At 64.2% G+C, this 16745-nt stretch carries 19 protein-coding genes and 1 pseudogene; 7 read left to right on the plus strand and 13 right to left on the minus strand.

All coding sequences use genetic code 11. From position 1 onward, the window contains the following. Positions 1–38 precede the first annotated feature (38 nt). The 3 genes and pseudogenes from ACTIF6_RS24135 to ACTIF6_RS24145 form a co-directional block, all read right to left on the minus strand. Positions 39–272 carry a YdcH family protein gene (locus ACTIF6_RS24135; protein ID WP_439590296.1) on the minus strand — a complete coding sequence of 78 codons (234 nt, stop codon included), beginning with the start codon at positions 270–272 and terminating at the stop codon, positions 39–41. Positions 273–295: 23 nt separating this feature from the next. Then, positions 296–751 carry a hypothetical protein gene (locus ACTIF6_RS24140; RefSeq protein ID WP_439590339.1) on the minus strand — a complete coding sequence of 152 codons (456 nt, stop codon included), beginning with the start codon at positions 749–751 and terminating at the stop codon, positions 296–298. A gap of 8 nt (positions 752–759) precedes the next feature. Continuing rightward, positions 760–1317, minus strand: a pseudogene (locus ACTIF6_RS24145) (IS5 family transposase); the annotation flags it as partial. Positions 1318–1486: 169 nt separating this feature from the next. Here ACTIF6_RS24145 and ACTIF6_RS24150 point away from each other — a divergent pair. Continuing rightward, the gene (locus ACTIF6_RS24150) at positions 1487–2386 is read left to right on the plus strand and encodes a universal stress protein (protein WP_439590297.1); all 900 of its coding nucleotides are present in this window, start codon (positions 1487–1489) and stop codon (positions 2384–2386) included. A 57-nt stretch (positions 2387–2443) separates the two neighbouring features. Beyond that, on the plus strand, positions 2444–2599 hold the full coding sequence (locus ACTIF6_RS24155; protein WP_439590298.1) for a hypothetical protein: 156 nt from the start codon (positions 2444–2446) through the stop codon (positions 2597–2599). Positions 2600–2765: 166 nt separating this feature from the next. Here ACTIF6_RS24155 and ACTIF6_RS24160 read toward each other — a convergent pair whose 3' ends face one another. The 10 genes from ACTIF6_RS24160 to ACTIF6_RS24205 form a co-directional block, all read right to left on the minus strand. Further along, positions 2766–4277 carry an SLC13 family permease gene (locus ACTIF6_RS24160; protein WP_439590299.1) on the minus strand — a complete coding sequence of 504 codons (1512 nt, stop codon included), beginning with the start codon at positions 4275–4277 and terminating at the stop codon, positions 2766–2768. Between the two features lie 94 nt (positions 4278–4371). Next, entirely contained in the window at positions 4372–5355 is a 984-nt protein-coding gene (locus ACTIF6_RS24165) for a calcium/sodium antiporter (protein ID WP_439590300.1), read from the minus strand. Between the two features lies 1 nt (position 5356). Continuing rightward, positions 5357–8155 carry a cation-translocating P-type ATPase gene (locus ACTIF6_RS24170; protein WP_439590301.1) on the minus strand — a complete coding sequence of 933 codons (2799 nt, stop codon included), beginning with the start codon at positions 8153–8155 and terminating at the stop codon, positions 5357–5359. Between the two features lie 85 nt (positions 8156–8240). After that, the gene (locus ACTIF6_RS24175) at positions 8241–8822 is read right to left on the minus strand and encodes a DoxX family protein (RefSeq protein ID WP_439590302.1); all 582 of its coding nucleotides are present in this window, start codon (positions 8820–8822) and stop codon (positions 8241–8243) included. A gap of 209 nt (positions 8823–9031) precedes the next feature. Next, a complete protein-coding gene (locus ACTIF6_RS24180) occupies positions 9032–9412 on the minus strand; it encodes an alpha-hydroxy-acid oxidizing protein (RefSeq protein ID WP_439590340.1) in 381 nt (126 codons plus the stop codon). Positions 9413–9522: 110 nt separating this feature from the next. Next, positions 9523–11283: a SulP family inorganic anion transporter gene (locus ACTIF6_RS24185; RefSeq protein ID WP_439590303.1), complete on the minus strand. Its 1761-nt coding sequence runs from the start codon at positions 11281–11283 to the stop codon at positions 9523–9525. A gap of 28 nt (positions 11284–11311) precedes the next feature. Beyond that, positions 11312–11743 (minus strand): TIGR01244 family sulfur transferase, encoded by a 432-nt coding sequence (locus ACTIF6_RS24190; RefSeq protein ID WP_439590304.1) that lies wholly within the window; start codon positions 11741–11743, stop codon positions 11312–11314. A 1-nt stretch (position 11744) separates the two neighbouring features. Next, positions 11745–12179 (minus strand): DUF6691 family protein, encoded by a 435-nt coding sequence (locus tag ACTIF6_RS24195; RefSeq protein WP_439590305.1) that lies wholly within the window; start codon positions 12177–12179, stop codon positions 11745–11747. An 11-nt stretch (positions 12180–12190) separates the two neighbouring features. Further along, complete coding sequence (locus tag ACTIF6_RS24200; protein ID WP_439590306.1) at positions 12191–12628, minus strand: YeeE/YedE family protein; 438 nt, start codon at positions 12626–12628, stop codon at positions 12191–12193. 3 nt (positions 12629–12631) lie between these two features. Next, on the minus strand, positions 12632–12955 hold the full coding sequence (locus ACTIF6_RS24205; protein ID WP_439590307.1) for an ArsR/SmtB family transcription factor: 324 nt from the start codon (positions 12953–12955) through the stop codon (positions 12632–12634). 118 nt (positions 12956–13073) lie between these two features. Here ACTIF6_RS24205 and ACTIF6_RS24210 point away from each other — a divergent pair, with 118 nt between their 5' ends. The 5 genes from ACTIF6_RS24210 to ACTIF6_RS24230 all read left to right on the plus strand — a co-directional run bounded on the left by ACTIF6_RS24210 (position 13074) and on the right by ACTIF6_RS24230 (position 16709). Then, entirely contained in the window at positions 13074–13955 is an 882-nt protein-coding gene (locus ACTIF6_RS24210; protein ID WP_439590308.1) for an MBL fold metallo-hydrolase, read from the plus strand. A gap of 50 nt (positions 13956–14005) precedes the next feature. Next, positions 14006–14197 (plus strand): YgaP family membrane protein, encoded by a 192-nt coding sequence (locus ACTIF6_RS24215; RefSeq protein WP_439590309.1) that lies wholly within the window; start codon positions 14006–14008, stop codon positions 14195–14197. 120 nt (positions 14198–14317) lie between these two features. Continuing rightward, positions 14318–15673 carry an MBL fold metallo-hydrolase gene (locus ACTIF6_RS24220; protein ID WP_439590310.1) on the plus strand — a complete coding sequence of 452 codons (1356 nt, stop codon included), beginning with the start codon at positions 14318–14320 and terminating at the stop codon, positions 15671–15673. Between the two features lie 46 nt (positions 15674–15719). Beyond that, entirely contained in the window at positions 15720–16202 is a 483-nt protein-coding gene (locus ACTIF6_RS24225) for a universal stress protein (RefSeq protein WP_439590311.1), read from the plus strand. Positions 16203–16316: 114 nt separating this feature from the next. After that, the gene (locus tag ACTIF6_RS24230) at positions 16317–16709 is read left to right on the plus strand and encodes a TraR/DksA family transcriptional regulator (RefSeq protein WP_439590312.1); all 393 of its coding nucleotides are present in this window, start codon (positions 16317–16319) and stop codon (positions 16707–16709) included. The last annotated feature ends 36 nt before the right edge of the window (positions 16710–16745 follow it).

Below are 16745 nucleotides of genomic sequence, written 5' to 3' on the forward strand. Positions count from 1 at the left end.
GTGAACTCCTGGAATGGTTGAACGATAGGCTCGCGGCGTCAGTGGCCGCCAGCCTTCTTGAGGAGAACGTACAGCTCATCCTTGAGCAGCAGCTTCTTCTTCTTGAGGGTTTCGATTTGCGTCGGGGTTCCCCGCTCAATCCGGTCCTCCATATTCTTGACCTTCTGATCGAGTTCGTTGTGCCTGTCGAACAGACGCGCGAAAAGGGGGTCGGTTTGTTTGAGGCTTGTGATGAGATGTCGGTACTCGGGGAACATCAGATTGCCTTTCATTGAGCGCCTGCCATCCATTCCGATCAGTATCCAGGCCGATGGGTTCTGATCACTTGACCCAGATCAATGTTCGATGAGCACGAACTGCGATACATCGATGGCGTTGGCCGCACTGCCCCAGCGCCCAGGCCAGTGGCGACTCTGCGGCAAATCCGGGATCGCGGAAGCAGCACAAGCGCTGCAGGCCCTGGGTGACACGGGATGACCCGACGCCGTCCGGTCTTGACCTCCACCGTCACCGCCATGCCCGGTGAAAGGCTGACCTCTGTGCCATCCACCAGCAGTGTGGTCTTGGCCATGCGCACGCGGCTGGAGTAGATCAGCCCGCGCTTCTCGTCGTTGATCGTGTCGTGCGATACCGACGACACCTCGGCATCGAGCGTGCCGTACTTGGTGTACTGGAAGGTCTCGATCTTCACCTCGGCCTCCTGCCCGGCCTTCACGAAACCGATGTCCTTGTTCTCGAAGAACGCTTCCACTTCCAAAGGGTTGTCGCTTCTTGGGTCTCGTTGCTGCGCGACTTGCCTCGGAAGTCGCCCCCATCAGCATCGTCGTCACCGTCCTTGCGCACGAAGCTCTTGTGCCCCGCCCAGGCCTGGATCAAGGTGCCGTCCACGCTGAAGTGCTCCTTGGACAGTCATCTCTTCTTGTCGGCCTGCTTGAGCACTTCGTTGAAGAAGGCCAGCACTGCATCGTGTTCGATCAGGCGCTCCCGGTTCTTGCTGAACACCGTGGGAACCCAGATCGCGTCGTCCATTAACAGGCCGATGAACCCGCGAAACAGCAGGTTGTATTGCGTCTGCTCCATCAACTGCCGTTCGGACCGAATGGAGTACAGAACCTGCAGCAGCATGGCGCGCAGCAACTTCTCAGGGGCAATGCTGGGACGACCGCCCTTGACGTCGTCTTCATACATCCGGGCAAACTCCGCCAGCGCCCTGTTGTCCATCGTGCGGAGGACCTGCAGCGGATGATTGGCCGGCACGAAGTCGTCCAGCTTCTTGAGGGTGAAAAAGCCTTCTGTGAATGTGTCGGCGCCGCGCATGAGTGATGTCTGTTCGGGTTGATGAGTACGGTGCTGGTACTTTGCCACGCCCAATCTGTCCGCGTGGCCTGCCTCGGAGGTAATTCAGCCTGCTAAGCTGTGGGCATGCTGTGCACGCGTCGTGCCGGTAGCCGTCGCCCGCAGACACCTGCATGGACAAATCACTACTATGTCGATGTTCCCAACGATCACGGTATGCACCGACTTTTCGCCCGGCGGTTTGGCCGCAGTCGAACGCGCTGCACAGTTGGCCATGGAGCACGGCGCTGCCTTGTGTTTATTGCAGGCCTGGGAGGTAGGTTCCTTGGACGGCGCTGGCGCACCGGCACTGGCGGACTCGCTACAGCGGCCCGGTCAGGTTCCTGCCCTGCAAGCAAGGACTTCGAAACTGCAGCAGCGCCTGGCCGACTCGGCAAGCACCTTGGCGCTGCGCTTGGGCCTGACGGTTGAGATCGTTCTGGGTTTCGGCGCGGCCCATGTCGTGATCAACGAACACATTCAGTCGCGCAGGCCGACGCTGGTGGTGCTCGGCTCGCGCTTCGATCCAGCAACGGTGGGTCTAGGTGGCACAGTGCTGAAGCTCCTGCGCGATCCCGGGTGTCCTGTACTGATTGTGCGCAAATCTCACGCCAAGCCCTACCAACAAGTGATGTCGGCCGTGGACCTGCGCGATGGCTCGGTGCGCGCCGTGGTAGCCGCACTGGCATTGTTTCCTCAGGCCCATCACCACATGCTGTACGCAGTCTCTCCAGCCTTGGACAGCAGCCTGGAAGCCGGCGGCATCAGTGCTGAGCAAGTGCAGTCGCTGCACGAGACCATGTACCAGAACGCAGAGCGCGAACTTCAACTGTTGGCGCAGGGCCTCTCAACGAAGGCTTTGCATGCTGTGAGCGCCGATGTCGCGGACGACGTGCCGGCCCGCGCTCTGCTGGTAGGTGCTGCGACACTGCAGGCTGATTGCATTGTGGTCGGGCATCACGACGCCGAGACGATCGGACAGAGCGAGCTGGGTAGCATGGCGCTACATGTGACGCAGTTCGTTCCCGCCGACGTGCTGGTCGTGCCTTGAGCGTGCCGCACCACCACCGCAGTCCACCACCTGCCTTCCGGCGAATTGAACCTGGCGTTGCTGAGGAGCAGCCTGTTCTTTGCGCTGCTGGTGGGGCAGGACACCGACATGCCCGATTGCCTGGTGCTTACTTCACCTTCGGCCGCATTGCCGCGCTGGCCAAGAACTGAATCGTCGTCGGGCTATCTCGCGGCGGAGTTCAAGGCAGCGTAGCACGTTCAGGCCAGACGTTGAGAGCCACATGATCAGCATCGCCGGCATGCTGCTTTCGCTGGCCCGCTGATGATGCTGGAATGGCGCGGAATCAGCGTGCTAAAAACTGTGAACGTAACTTGATCTGAATCAAGGCGGGACACTGACCCGATCCTGGTCGCCCCCCTCAGATCGGCTTCGTCATGTACCCCATCCACGGCCAATAGGTCAACGCAAAGATCACCAGCAGCAGCATGGCGACCAGTGTGATGACCAGCCCGGTGCGCACGAAGTCGCGCGCCTCGAAGGTGTCGGTGCCGTAGGCGATCATGTTCTGTGGCGCGTTCACCGGCAGGATGAAGCCGAAGCTGATGACGAACTGCAGCAGCATGGTCATGCCGATGACGTTGATGCCCGGCGTGCTCACGGCGCCCAGCACGCTGATGACGATCGGGATCATGGTCGAAGCGAGCGCCGTCGCGCTGGCGAAGCCAAGGTGGATGACGATCAGGAACAGCGACAGGATCATCAGAATCGCGAAGGCGCTGGCGTTCTGCAGACCGAGGTTCTCGACGATCAGGCGGGCCAGCCAGGGCGCGGCTTCGGTTCTGAGCAGCGCGGTTCCGACGCTAATGCCGACGGCGAAGAGCACCACCGTGCCCCACGGAAAGCCGCGCTGCGATTCCTTCCAGTCCATCACGCCGACGCGCGGCAACAGCATCAGCGCGATCGCCGCGATGGTGGTTGATGAGGTATCGAAGTCATGCAGCACCTTTTCGGTCGACCAGAAGCCGAGCAGCGCGAGCACCAGCAGCAGCAGCTTCCACTCCCTGCCGCTCATGGGGCCGATCGCCTCCAGCTGCGCGCGGATGGTGGCGCGCCCGCCGGCGATCTCGCTCATCTCTGGCTTCAACATGCGCGTCATGATGAAGTACAACGCCACACTCAGCAGGGCCGAGAAGGGTGCGCCGGCGATGAACCACTCGGTCCAGGTAATGGTGGTGCCGAACTGCTTCTCCAGGAAGCCCACGGCCACCATGTTCTGCGCCGCCGCCGTCTTGATGCCCACGTTCCACACGCTCGCCGTCTGCGCGGCGGTGATGACCAGCAAGGCGGCAAAGCGGCTGCGCTTGTCGACCTTGAAGGCCAGGATGAAGCCCATCATGATGGGCATCAGGCAGGCCACCCGCGCGGTGGTGCTCGGCACGATGAACGACAGCAGGAAACCCACCACCATGGCGCCGATGACGATGTGGTTGGTGCGCGCCTGCACCTTGGACAGCACCACCAGCGCGATGCGCCGGTCCAGCCCGGTGGCCGTCATCGCTGCGGCGATGAAGCAGGCCGCCGCCACCAGCGCCACGGCGCTGCTGGAAAAGCCCGACAGCGCCAGCCCCAGCGCGGCGCCGGTGCCCATGTCGGCGCTGCCGGGCTTGGCGGCGTCGGGCACAAAGGCCAGCAGGAAGATCATCAGCGCGCCGATGACCACGGCGCTCACCGCGTAGTCGAGCGCCTCGGTCATCCACACGATCACCGCGAAGGCGAGGATGGCGAGCATCACCTGCCCCGCCGGCGGCAGGCCCGCTGCGCCCGGCAACCAGGTGATGACGAGCAGCGCCACGAACGCGGCGACGAGGCCCGCCCGCTTCACGAGGGAAGCGGGCGCGGCAGGCGGTGCGGTGGCGGCTGGAGCGTTCATGGGGTCCTTCTGTTGCAGCATGCAAATCTACGAGGCCGGTTCCGTCCCGGGTTTGATGAAAATCAAGCGACAAGGCATTTGCCGCGCCGGCTGTTCAGGCACGCAACAGCAGCAGCGAGCTCAGATAGGCGATGTAGGCGGCAACGAAGAACCCGCCCTCCCGACGCGTGACCATCTGACCGCTCCTGAAGACCGGCAGGCACACCAGGGCCACCAGGGCGGCCAGCGGCAGGTCGATGCGCAGCACGTCCGAGCTCACCGCTATGCCCCCCGGCGCGGCCAGGCAGATCAGGCCGAGGATGACCAGGATGTTGGTGATGCTGCTGCCGATGAGGTTGCCGATGGCGACGTCGCGGTCGTCCTTCAGCGTGGCCACCAAGGTGGTCGTCAACTCCGGCGCATTCGTGCCGAAGGCGACGATGGTCAGACCGATCACCGCATCGGACACACCGAAGCTCGTGGCGATGTCGACGGCCCCGGCCACCAGAAGGTCGGCGCCGACGATCGTCAGTGCGATGCCGGCCGCCAGCAGCAGCCCGTTCCAGGCCCACTGCCGGGGGCTGGGCCGGGTCTTCAGGGCATGCTGGCTGTATTCCTGCGCGAATTCGAGCTTCATCCGCGAGCTTTCGCGCCGGCTCAGGCGCACCAGCGCCGTGAAGTAGGCGACGGCCGTGCCCACCAGGATCGCACCCTCGGTGCGGCTGAGCACGCCGTCCCAGGCCATGGCGATCAGCATGAGCGACGTGGCGATCATCACCGGCACGTCGAACTTGATACTCTGCAAGCGCAGCGGCAACGGGCGGTACAGCGCGCTCAGGCCGAGCACGAACAGCAGGATGAAGAGGTTGCCGCCGGCGATGTTGCCCACGGACAGCGGCCCCTTGCCCTCGTAGGCGGCGGTGATGCCCACCGCCAGCTCGGGCATGCTGGTGCCGATGGCGACGACGGTCAAGCCGATGAGGATCGGCTGGATGTTGAGCATCGCCGCCATGCGTGTCGCGCCGCGCAGCAGCATCTCGGCGCCGACGATGATGACCACCAAGCCGCCGAGAAAGACGATGGCCGGATGCGGCTCCATCTCAGTTTCGGTTGCCCCACGCGCGCAGCGCCAGCTTGCGCAGCTCACCGAACCACAGCACGGTGCTGCCCATGGCCAGGCACACGGCCCACTGCTCAAAGCTCAGCGGCACCGTGCCGAAGGCCACGTTGAGGAAGCCGATGTGCACCACCGCCACCTGCAGGATGGCCGACAGTGCGATGGCGCCCCACAACCACGGATTGACGAACAGGTGGTGGAAGGCGCTGGTGGTGTCCGAGCGCGCATTGAAACAGTTGAACAGCTGGGCGAACACCAGCACCGTGAAGCCGGCGGTTCGGGCGTTGGCCAGGCTTTGCGACCCTTCGATCAGCCCGCCAGGCAGGTAGTAGTCGATCGTCAGCAGCGTCGCCAGCGCCATCACCAGACCGATCCAGACCACGCCCCACCACATGCGCGCGTCGATGGCGCGCTCGGTGGGCTTGCGCGGCTTGCGGGCCATCACGTCGTCGGTCTCCGGGTCCACGCCCATGGCGAGCGCTGGGCCGGAATCGGTGATCAGGTTGATCCAGAGAATCTGCGTCGCCAGCAGCGGCAACACGACGGCTTCACCACCGCCGGTGAGGCCGATCACGCTGGCGCCGACGACGCCGAGGAACACGGTCAGCACCTCGCCCATGTTGGACGACAGCAGGTAACGCAGGAACTTGCGGATGTTGTCGAAGATGCCGCGGCCCTCGCGCACCGCGTCGACGATGGTCGCGAAGTTGTCGTCGACGAGGATCATCTTCGCCGCTTGCTTGGTCACCTCGGTGCCGGTGATGCCCATCGCCACGCCGATGTCGGCCGACTTCAGCGCCGGCGCGTCGTTGACGCCGTCGCCGGTCATCGCGACGGTGTTGCCGTCTGCCTGCAGCGCATCGACGATGCGCAGCTTGTGCACCGGCGCCACGCGGGCATAGACCGAGGTCACGCGCACCGCTGCGGCGAGGCCGGCAGCGTCGAGTTCATCGAGCTCGGCCCCGGTCAGCGCCTTTGCGCCGAGCTCGACGATACCGAGGTCGGCGGCGATGCGCGCCGCCGTGCGCGGGTGGTCGCCGGTGATCATGATCACGCGGATGCCGGCGCGACGCGCCTCGCGAATGGCCACTGCTGCCTCGGGTCGCGGCGGGTCGATGATGCCGACGGTGCCGACGAAGATCAGCTCGCGCTCCAGATCGGGCGAAGCCTCGGCCGGCTCGCCGGGGGCCAGCGGGCGGTAGGCGACGGCGAGTGTGCGCAAGGCTTCGTCGGTGAGCCGGGCCACGTCGGCAAGGGCGCGCGACCGCAGTGCGTCGTCGAGCGTCACGATGTCCATGCCGACGCGTACACGCGTGCAGTGTTCGAGCAGCACGTCAGGTGCGCCCTTGGTGATGACGACGATCTCGCCGCCGTGCTCGAGGTCGCGCTCGATGCTCGACATCATCTTGCGCTCGGAGGTGAACGGGATCTCGCCGATGCGCTCGAAGCGGCGCTCGCGCCGCTCGGTTGCACCCAGCTTGCGCTCGGCGACGAGGAAGGCGGCTTCGGTGGGGTCGCCCTGGATCTCCCATCGGCCGTCGTCGCCCTGGCGCAAGTCGGCGTCGCCCGCCAGGCTGCCGCCGCTGAGCACCACGATCTGCTCGTTCAGCAAGGCGCCGGGCTCGATCTGCGCGCCCTCGAATTCGATCTGGCCCTCGGGCGCGTAGCCCACGCCGGTGACGAGCGTGTCGCCGGAGGCGGTCATGACGCGCTGGATCGTCATCTCGGACCGTGTCAGGGTGCCGGTTTTGTCGGAGCAGATCACGGAAGCGGAGCCCAGCGTCTCCACCGACGACAGTTTCTTGACGATAGCCTTGCGCTTGGCCATGCGTTGCACGCCCATCGCCAGCACCACCGACAGGATCGCCGGCAGGCCCTCGGGCACCGCGGCCACCGCCAGCGACACACCGAGCAGCAGCACGGTGATCAGGTCAGACGGGCCGCGGATGTCGGACATCAGCAGGATCGTTGCGACCACCACCACGGCGATGATCACGACCGCGATGCCGAGCATGCGGCCGATGCGGCTGACCTCCTTCTGCAAGGGCGTGGCCTCTTCAATGGTGGCATCGAGCATGCTGGCGATCGAGCCCATCTCGGTGGCCATGCCGGTCGCGGTGACGACGGCCCGGCCCGTGCCCTGCGCGACCGCCGTGCCCTTGAACACCATGTTCAGCCGGTCGCCGAGCGGCGTCGGCGCCGCCAGCGTGGCCACGTCCTTCAGCACCGCCTCGCTTTCGCCGGTGAGCGAGGCTTCCTGCACCCGCAGCGTGGCGGTGCGCAGAAGCCGCGCATCGGCGCCGACGAGGTCTCCTTCGCCGAGCACCAGCAGGTCGCCGACAACGAGTTCCGTGCTCGCAATGCGCAGCGGCTTGCCGCCGCGCAGCACCGCGCATGTGGCGCTCGTCATGCTGGCCAATGCAGCCACCGCGTTGTCGGCCTTGGCTTCCTGCGCATAGCCCAGCGCAGCGTTCAAGAGGATGACCAATGTGATCACGATCGCGTCCACCGGCCAGCCCTGCCTGCCTTCGACCAGCCAGGCCGCCAGCGCGATCGCCACCGCCGCCAGCAGCAGGTAGATCAACGGATCCTGGAATTGGCCGAGGATGCGGCGCCAGGTGGGTATCGACGCAGCGGCGCGCAGTTCGTTCGGGCCATCGCGTGCCAGTCGGGCGGCGGCCTCGTGCGCGCTGAGCCCGCCTTCGAGGTCGGTGCCCAACGCGCTGGCAAGCACTTCGGCATCGAGGAGTGAAGGGTCTTCGAGGTTCGTGTCGATGGTCATAGTCCCCGGTTTCGCCTCGGTTCCTGGCCTTCAACAAGCACCACCAGGGCGCGTCGCGTCGAGGATTGCCATCTGCATGGGGTCATCAGAATTCCTTCTTCAGGAGCATTCGATCCACCGATAGCGGGCCACCACCATGGCCGGCAAAGACCAGGCACGCGGCAGCCCATATCGCAGAGAGAAATTCGGCCTTGGCCTGAACCTGGTGCAGGAATGCTGCCCCGCCATCCGCAAGGCGCCTGATGCCTTCGGGACTGAAAATGGCTGCTCCGCTGTTCTTCAATGCCGCGATGCCATCCGGCGTGAGAAAAGCATCGCCATAGGGATGGGTGGCGTGAAACCACCAGGTGACCGCGAGCATGACGGCATTGGCAAGTGCGACTGGGCGCGTCAGCAAACCGATCACGAGAGCGATCCCGCCGAAGAACTGCATCGCGGCGAGCAGGGGCGACCAGAGCCAGCCTGGATAAAAGCCGATGCTCTCGACGAATCCCGTTTGCGCGAATGGCGCCATGATTTTCGGCCAGCCTTCGAGGACCAGCGCTCCGCCCACGAACGCCCGCAGGACGAGCCAGCTCAAGGGTTGTGCGACCCGATCGTAAAAGGCCGACAACGACGGGAAAATGCGCCTTGCGGATGCAGCGCCGGTCGCTTGATGGTCCATCATGGGTACTCCTTGTTCCGTTCAGTCTATCGGGAACCGATGTCAGCGCTTTGACGCAAATCAACGCCTTGCCCTGCCCGTGATGGCGATGCAAGCGGATGCGGCGACCGGCTCGCGCAGTGGCTTTCCCGCGAACAGGATGGCCCGCACACCGTGCTCGCCACTGGTCAGGGAGACGCCGCTGGGCGCTTGGCTCTGCGTAAGCCAGGTCGTCAGGCCAAGTGGTCCGCGCCCACTTGCACCGGCACTTGCGTGCCTGGCGCAGCGGACTGGCGCACGTGCTGTCTGCCGAGCGCGCCGAGGCGGTTGGCACCCAGGTGCAGGACGGTGTTCACGGTTTCGCGGCGCAAGTACTCGATCACGCAGTCGACGCCGCTCGCCCCGCCCAAGGTCAGGCCGAACATGACCGGCCGGCCGATTGCTACTGCGTTGGCGCCCAGCGCCAGCGCCTTCACGGCATCAGTGCCTCGGCGAATACCTCTGTCCATGATCAGAGGAACGTCGCCCTTGACCACCTCCGCTATTGAAGGCAGCACGGTGATGGCGCCCGGTGTGCCGTCGAGCGCCCGCCCGCCGTGGTTGGAGACCTGGATCGCCGCAGCGCCGGCGGGCGCACCGCACGCCGGGAAATAAGCGGCCTGTCACACGCACCCGTGCGTCCTGAGGGGCCGACGATCACACTGCTGTTGCAGCTGCGAGAGTCTCACAGTCGCATAGAAATCGATTCGTCCGCGGGCCTCGGCGAAAATTCACGAATGGCTTGATAGTGGGTAAGGAACACCCGTCCGCTGAGGTTGTGCAGGAATTCGGTGCCCGTCAACCGATCCATCACGGGCCCCTTGACCTCAGACAGGTGCAGTCGCAAGCCAGCGTCGCGCAAACGCAAGTCGATAGCTTCCAGACTTTCCAATGCACTGGCATCGATGTCGTTGATAGCCGAGCACTGCAGCACCACGTGCTCCAGGCCGGGACGGTTGGCCACCACATTGTTGATGCGGTCTTCCAAAGCACGCGAGTTGGCGAAGTACAGGCTTTCGTCCACCCGCAGGCTCAGGATCCGCGGACTCACGACCACAGCATGGCGCTGCACGTTGCGGAAATGCTCGGTGCCCGCCACCAGACCCACTTCGGCCATATGGGGGCGGCTCGTGCGGTAGAGATACAACGCCAGCGATACACCCACGCCCACGACCAGCCCAGTCTCCACCCCCACGGTCAAAGTCGTCACCAGCGTGGCCAGCACCGCGACAAAATCCGTCTTGGCGTAGCGCCAGGTCTTGCTCAGGATGCTGAAGTCCACCAGCGACAGCACCGCCACCACAATGGTCGCGGCCAGCGTGGCCTGTGGCAGGTAGTACAGCGCCGGCGTGAGAAACAGCGAGGCCAGCGTGATGCCGGCAGCGGTGAAAATGCCGGCCGCCGGCGTCTGGGCACCGGCATCGAAATTGACCACCGAGCGCGCAAAGCCGCCAGTGACCGGGAAGCCACCGGTGAACGCTGCCGACAGATTGCTGGACCCCAGCGCCACGAGTTCCTGGTCGGGTTCGATGCGTTGGCGCCGCTTGGCGGCGAGGGTCTGGCCGACCGACACCGACTCGACGAAACCGACCACGCTGATGAGCAGCGCCGGCACCAACAGTTGCTGCCACAGGCCGAGATCCCACAGAGGCAGCGTGAACGGCGGCAACCCCTGGGGCACGGCACCCACAATCTTCACGCCCTGCCCTTGCCAGTCCAGGCCCCAGGTGAGCAGTGTCGTCACCACAATCGCCGCGACCGGACCGGTCTTGGCCACCACGTCGGCGCCGCGCGGGGTCATGCCAGCGCTCTGCAGCAGCGGCTTGAGACCGCTGCGCACCCAGAACAGGAACGCCACCGTCGCCGCGCCAATGGCGAACGTCAATGCGTGCACCTGCCCGATCTGCGTCAGCAGCGACAAGCTCAGTTCGACGAACGTGTGCCCGTCGGCCTTCACACCCATCAGCGTCTTGAGCTGGCTCGCTGCGATCAGGAGGCCCGAGGCCGAGATGAAGCCGGAGATGACCGGGTGGCTGAGAAAGTTGGCGAGAAAGCCCAGGCGCAGCAACCCCATGGCCAGCAGGAGCAGACCCGAGAGGAAAGCCAGCGTGATCGCCACCGCCCAGTATTCGGGCGTGCCTGCGACGGCGTACTGGCCGATGGCCGCCGCCGTCATGAGTGAGACCACCGCCACCGGCCCCACGGCCAGCACGCGGCTGGTGCCGAAGACGGCGTAGAGCAACAGCGGGGCAACGCTTGCATAGAGGCCGACTTCAGGCGGCAAACCCGCAAGCATCGCGTAGGCCAGGCTCTGGGGAAGTAGCATGATGGTGACGATGAGCGCGGCCATGCCATCGCTGACCAGCGTCTCTCGGTTGTACGCGCGACCCCACTGCAACACGGGCAAGGAAGGCAACAGCTGGCGCCAGGTGGACGATGGGTTCATGCGTGCGGGTGACTTCAGGCTGTAGACGTTAGCGAGATGAATTCGGTGTGGGTGGTGTCACGCCACTCAGGTTGAAGCCAGCTCGCGCAACGCGCTGCACGAGCTCGGGCCATGCCTGCCGATCAGCCTGCGACAGCGCCCACAGCGTCGCTGAACGCATGCCGCTTCGGCAATACGCGAGCACAGGAGTGGGCAGCTGCTTCAGCAAGCTACCGAATGCACGTCCGTCATCCTCGGTGACCTGACCCGAGACCACGGGCAGGTAAGCCATCGTCAAGCCGGCCTGGCGGGCAGCCGCCTCCATATCTTGCGAGCTGAACTGCCTCGAGCCCTCACCGTCCGGGCGGTTGCAGATGACGGACTTGAAGCCGGCGCGCGCGATTTCCAGCAAGTCGGCCGGTGCGATCTGTCCCGCGACCGACAGCGTTACCGACAGGGGGACGACGTTCAAGGATGCCATGTCAGGCACCCATGCGCTGACGCAAACCAGTGCGCTCGGCGATCTCGAAGACCACCATGCCAACGACCATGGCCGCCACGAACACCGCAGCCTTCACCTCGCCGGAGGCCATGGACACGATGCCAGGCCCCGGGCAGAAGCCCGCCAGACCCCAGCCCGCGCCGAAGGTCAGCCCGCCGAGCACCAGGCGCTTGTCGATCTGGTTCGACTTGGGCAGGTGCAAAGCGCCGCCCAGAAAGTTCGTGGTGCGTTTGCGGGCCAGCGCAAAGGCGAAGAAGCCCACGGCGATGGCGCCGCCCATGACGAGGGCCAATGACGGATCCCAGGTGCCGAACAGGTCCAGGAAGCCGAGCACCTTGGCAGGGTTGGTCATGCCGGAGAGCAACAGGCCCAGGCCGAACAGCAGGCCCACAAAAAATTCGATGAGGCGGTGCATTTTTGTGCTCCTTACAAAACGTGGCGAACCACGAAGACCATGGCAAAGCCTGCGCCCATGAAGGCGAGCGTGGCGATGAGCGAACGGGGCGACAGGCGCGAGAGACCGCACACCCCGTGTCCGCTGGTGCAGCCCGAACCGTAGCGCGTGCCCAGGCCGACCAGCAGCCCGGCGGCGGCGATGGTGGCAAAGCCCGCATCGATGCGCGGAGCCTGCACAAATCCTTCAGGCGCCAAGAGGCCATACACCAGCGGCGCAGCCAGCATGCCCAACAGAAAGGCGATGCGCCAGCCGGCGTCGCCTGATTTCGGTGGCAACAGGCCACCCAGGATGCCGCTGATGCCCAACACCCGACCGTTGACCAGGATGAAGAAGGCCGAGGCAACGCCCAGCAAGACGCCGCCGGACAGTGAAGCCCACGGCGTGAAATTGGCCCAATCAATCGTCATGACTCACTCCTTTTCACTCACACAGAATTGTTCGTACATCACCCGCATCACCGCCAGCGCTTCGGGGCTGGACAGCGCGTAATGGATGTTCTTGCCTTCCCGACGCGTGCTCACCAGCTCCTCGTCGCGCAGCACGGTGAGCTGTTGCGACAAGGTCGGTTGCACGACGCCCAGCAACGCCTCCAACTCGCCCACGCGATGCTCGCCCTGCGAGAGCTGGCACAGGATCAACAAGCGATCCGGGTTGGACAGCACCTTCATCAGGCGGCAGGCCCGGCTGGCTGCCGCGTGCATGTCTTCCATGTCCATCGAGACGTTCTTTTTCATCGGAGCTTCCTTCCTGTTCATTGACGCAGCGCAAAGCGGTGCGGGTTCGAATCGATAATATATTGACAAATATAATACTTGTCAATATATTGTTATAGACTTATGAAAGGAGTATCCGATGAACACACTCTCTGACAACGCACAGCCCGAGGTCCACGGCCTGTTCGATTCCGCCACATGGACGGTGACCTACATCGTTCACAGCGGCCCAGGCAGCGACTGCGCCATCATCGACTCGGTGCTCGACTACGACCCCAAATCAGGTCGCACGAGACACGCTTCGGCCGACAGGGTGGTGGACTATGTGCGTGCCCATGACTTGAAGGTGCAGTGGATTCTGGAAACCCATGCCCACGCCGACCACCTCTCGGCTGCGCCCTACTTGCGCGCCAAGCTGGGCGGAAAAATCGGCATTGGCGGACGCATCACCCAAGTGCAGAAGGTGTTCAAGGGCATCTTCAACCTGGAGCCCGGCTTCCAGCAGGACGGCTCGCAATTCGACCATCTCTTCCAGGAAGGAGAAGCCATTCCACTGGGCTCATTGACCGGCGATGTCATGTTCGTGCCCGGCCACACGCCGGCCTGCGCGGCCTACCGCTTTGGCGACGCGGTATTCGTGGGCGACACGTTGTTCATGCCCGACGTAGGCACCGCGCGCTGCGACTTTCCCGGAGGTGATGCCCGTGCGCTGTACTCATCCACACGCAGGTTGCTCAGCCTGCCCCCGCAGACCCGGCTGTTCATGTGCCACGACTATCCGCCGCTTGATCGTCCCGTCGCCTTCGAAACCACCGTGGCCGAGCAACGCGCGAAAAATATCCATGTGCACGACGGGGTGAGCGAAGACCAATTCGTGCAGATGCGTACGAGGCGCGACGCCACGCTGGAGATGCCCACGCTCATCCTGCCCTCGGTCCAGATCAATATCCGCGCCGGGGAGCTCCCCCCGAAGGAAGACAACGGCGTGGCTTACTTGAAGATCCCCTTGAATGCACTCTGATCGATTGCATCGCCCTCTCCCCACCACCCTTCCCTTTTTGGAGAATCACCATGACAAAGAACGTCGGCGGTATTGATCGCACCCTGCGCATCGTCCTCGGATTGGCGCTCATCGCAGGCGCCGCCACCAGCACCATTGGCCTGTGGGGCTACCTGGGCGTTCTACCTCTGCTCACGGGTTTGATGGGCTGGTGCCCACCCTACGCCATTCTCGGTTTCAACACCTGCTCCCTGAAGAAGTGAGCGGGACAGCACTCTCGCTCGCTCGCTGCTAGCCGCGCTTGAAGCAGTGAATGCGGGTGCGATGTGTAGCTGGTTTGATTAAACGCAAACCGACCCGCGCCGGCTTTCCTACACTGGGGCATGCAACTCCAATTCCTGGGTGCCACTGGCACAGTGACAGGTTCCAAGTACCTCGTGCAACACGGTAAGGCGAGGCTGCTGATTGATTGCGGCTTGTTCCAAGGGTACAAACAGCTGCGCTTGCGCAACTGGGCTCAACTACCCGTTCGGCCCTCCCAGATCGACGCGGTCGTGTTGACGCATGCGCACATTGACCACAGCGGATACCTTCCCCTGCTGGTCAAGCAAGGGTTTCGCGGCGTCGTGTACTGCACACCCGCCACGCGCGACCTCTGTCGCATCATGCTGCCCGACAGCGGTGGACTCCAGGAAGAAGAAGCCGATTTCCTCAATCGCCATCGCCTTAGCAAGCATGCGCCTGCGCTGCCCCTGTACACACGCAAGGACGCGGTCCAAAGCCTTGAGCGCATAGAGACCGTTCCGTGGGGAACGCAGTGGGAGCCGATTCCTGGCGTAAAAGCGAGATTGTCGCGCGCGGGCCACATACTCGGCGCCGCCTCGGTTCGGCTGGACAACGGCGTGTCGTCTCTGCTCTTCTCTGGCGACCTTGGACGCCCTGTCGACATCCTCATGCGGGCGCCGGACCCCATCGTCCAGGCGGATCGCGTGGTGGTCGAATCCACCTACGGCGATCGCCTGCATCCTGTCATCGACCCGTTGGCGCAGTTGGCGGAGGTCATCAATCGCACAGCCGCCCGAGGTGGCGCCATCATCGTGCCCGCGTTCGCCGTGGGACGCGCGCAGACCCTGCTGCATATGATTCAAGTGCTGATGCAGCGGGGCACGATTCACCATCTGCCTGTGTACCTGAACAGCCCCATGGCCGAAGACGCCACCGCCGTGTTCGTGCGCCACCCGCAAGAACTGCGCATTTCGCCCGAAGAATGCCGGGCGTTGCCGCTGAGCGCTGTCCAGGTTCGGTCGGCAGAAGAATCGAAGGAACTCAATGCACGGCGAGGGCCCATGGTGATCATCGCGGGCAGCGGCATGGCCACGGGGGGCCGGGTGCTGCACCACATCAAGGCGTTTGCGCCAGACAAACGCAACACGATCCTGTTGAGCGGTTTTCAGGCCGGCGGCACACGCGGTGCTTCTCTGGCGGCGGGTGCGGATCACGTGCGAATCCACGGACAGGATGTGCCGATCCGCTGCGAGGTCGACCAGCTTGGGTGCGCCTCCGCGCACGCCGATGCCGGGGAGATCGAAGCATGGCTGAGAGGGATGAAATCCGCCCCGACCACCACGTTCATCACCCATGGAGAACCAGCCGCCGCCGACGCGATGCGCCTGCGCATCGAGCGCGGGTTGGGCTGGAACGTCTGCGTTCCTGATTACCTCGAAACGTACTCCGCTTAGCGCGGCCCACGGTTTGAGATTCGGGCTGTGTACCACGGAGTCTTTCATGTTCAAACGCATCCTCGTTCCCGTGGACGGCAGCGACACTTCGGCTCTGGCACTGGACGCCGCGATTGACCTTGCTTTGACCTGCCGCGGGCGACTGCGAGTGGTTCACGCGCTGGATGAACCGCTGTGGTTGGCGGCTTATGGCATGTATGGCCGAACAGCGGCGGGCCTTCATGAGGCGATGTGCAACGGTGCCGATGAATTGCTGCACAAGAACATGGACAAAGCCCGCGCGGCGGGTATCGAGACCGACATGATGCTGTTCGACAAACCAGGACTTCGCCTCGGAGAGGCCGTCGCCACCGCCGCCAAACTCTGGGACGCGGACCTGGTCGTGGTCGGGTCGCACGGCCGAAAAGGTTTCCATCGGCTGGTGATGGGCAGCGGCGCCGAGCAGGTGATCCGCCAGGCACCGGTTCCCGTCCTCGTGATTCGTGGGAGCGCCCCTTCCCTTGCCAAGGTTTCCAAGGCACTGCCATGACTGGGCACCTGCAAGCGGCGATGTGGGCATTGCGCTCGGCGCGGCGATTGACAAGGATCAAAGTCCCGGGTCGGTGCCGCAACAACAATGGGTTCATTACTTGCGAGACTCTCCATGAACGCGACAAGACACTCCCTCTATCAGCAACTGTTCGCGCTGCTGCAGCAGCGCGAAGTGGAACTGCGTGCCATCCTGGAAACCGATGATGCGCGCGCGCTGCACTCGGCCACCGGTGATACCGAAGTCACCGATTTCAAGGAGATCGCCGCTCACGGTGTTGCCGCCGCTGTCGAGGACATGCAGGCGGCCCATGCGGCCGCTGAGCTCTCGCAGGTCATCGCCGCACAGCGACGTCTTGACGACGGCACCTATGGGTTCTGCGCTGCCTGTGGCGAGCCGATCGCTGAGCAGCGTCTGCTTGTCATGCCACAGGCGCCGTATTGCATGGCCTGCCAGTCATACCGTGAAAGTTCCGACGAGAGGCATGGGCCAGCCTCCCGCACCTGACATGGTCGCGAAGATGAGGCACGGCTGACCGGCCGA

The organism is Hydrogenophaga sp., from assembly GCF_051860785.1.
Lineage (GTDB): Bacteria > Pseudomonadota > Gammaproteobacteria > Burkholderiales > Burkholderiaceae_C > Hydrogenophaga.